Below are 1,706 nucleotides of genomic sequence, written 5' to 3'. Positions count from 1 at the left end.
TGCGAGTCTTTTTTAAACTTGGAAGAGTCTTTTTTTGACTGTAGTAATCGGGATTATCCCTTAATTCCGGGAGGTAACATACAAGCGGACAAGTATTAATTGAACAGGGCTATTTCATTCTAAAAAGTGCCAAAATATGCTTAAGCCCAAATTGGCATTTTCTTTGTGCCTGAGCCATGTTGTCAAACCCTGCATCTCGATAAAGATTCAGAGCTAAATTACGAGCGATCGCCCAAATTTGTACCAGAGGAGTTGTCCTGATACGAGATTTATCAACACCGCTGAGTGACATCTGAGACATAATGAACTTTGTTCTAATCGCCCCAATAGCCTCGAATCCGCTTGGGCTTTTGTTCAGCCGTTTCTTTCAAGTCAGAGATATAGTATCGGATCTGGGTCAGAAAGCGTGTTTGTAGTAATCCGTCGGGACTGAACTTGAATCACGGTAGCTAATCTTTGCCTTGAAGGCAAACCTTGGGTAACGTGGGCTTATACTAACACTTCGTTTTTCTATTCGACCGTGTCCAATATTTATCTGTTCAAAAGATTGCTGAGGAACGAACTGCTGCTGGGCGGCTGCAACTCGTTTTGGTTGGTTCCCTTTGAGGGCTGCATTAGAGTGATTCCCACTATCGATGATCAGCTGACAAGTTTTTTTTGGGTGTTTATAGCATCAAAGGCAAAAACCACGCCTTTGAGCGAAGCGTGCTTTAATAAACTCTGGCACTGCCTTAATCTCATTCGTTTTTTTGTCTACCTGATCTCGCTTGAGAATTAATCCTCTCTCTACCAAGTAGGCACTCACGCTCCATAATTGCGGGATGGCGATCGCAATGTGGATTGTCTTGTTCGACCATAAATGACCCTCTCAAAACTTTCCCATCTACCCCATTAGTCTCTCCCGCTTCCGGAGTGTACTCGAAAAAGCAAGCTAGCCTTGCTGAATAATCGGAAGTTACCATGTTCAGTAACACTCGGCGGATTGTGCTGTATGATGGCAGTCTGTTGACTTGAAACAATTGGCTCAACTCCTCACGATTGTTTCAATCCAATCAGCGATCGCGCTTTAATCCAATATTGCCCTGCAGCGACTGCGCTGGGTAAAGATAGCCAGACATATAGCCACTGAGTGTCTTCTTCCCTGGCCTCTACGAGCATCTGGTAAATAAGAATTGGCTTCTAAAATAGCAATTTGACCCATCGATGTTGATTCTCTTGTGCCCTTGTGCCGGGAGCAGGTCTTGCGTTGCACAACAAATGAACTATGTACCATCACAGCAAGCTTAAACCCATGAGGGGGCATAAGATTTAGTACAAATGTTCTGCATAAGGGACATGCTCCCTCTTGTGCCTTAGCATCTTATCTTACCATCTAGAATGAAATAGCCCTGCCATTATCCCCCTTAAAAAAGGGGGACTTTGACTATGGCTCCCCCCTTTTTTAAGGGGGGCTGGGGGGGATCTAAATCTTGCGGAAAACTTTGAAAACACGCCCTAGGGAATCGGGAGTCGGGAGTCGGGAATCGGGAATCGGGGAGAGTTTGCCATCAATGTTATGGATATTTCCATTGAGTTCTCAGATAAAGCGATAATCTCGTTTTTAGCCCTGCCAATGCTGTTGTCTAATTCTTCTCACCCATTCGCTACTATTTTGAGTATCTTGTCGATCACGCCACATGCCAATAAAAGGTTGATTATCTAATTCC

The 1,706-nt window shown here is 44.3% G+C and carries 2 protein-coding genes and 1 pseudogene; all 3 read right to left on the bottom strand.

Annotated elements, in window-relative coordinates; all coding sequences use genetic code 11:
* A pseudogene (locus F6K51_RS36780) lies at positions 1–106 on the bottom strand (RNA-guided endonuclease TnpB family protein); the annotation flags it as partial.
* Between the two features lie 3 nt (positions 107–109).
* Positions 110–301: a hypothetical protein gene (locus tag F6K51_RS36775; RefSeq protein ID WP_293030985.1), complete on the bottom strand. Its 192-nt coding sequence runs from the start codon at positions 299–301 to the stop codon at positions 110–112.
* A 436-nt stretch (positions 302–737) separates the two neighbouring features.
* Positions 738–1,028 (bottom strand): hypothetical protein, encoded by a 291-nt coding sequence (locus tag F6K51_RS36770; protein ID WP_293030983.1) that lies wholly within the window; start codon positions 1,026–1,028, stop codon positions 738–740.
* Positions 1,029–1,706 lie beyond the last annotated feature (678 nt).

Origin of the sequence: Moorena sp. SIO3I8, from assembly GCF_010692325.1 — a bacterium.
GTDB lineage: Bacteria > Cyanobacteriota > Cyanobacteriia > Cyanobacteriales > Coleofasciculaceae > Moorena.
The sequence above is the reverse complement of the archived record's forward strand: the minus strand, read 5'-3'. Positions and strand labels throughout refer to the sequence as shown.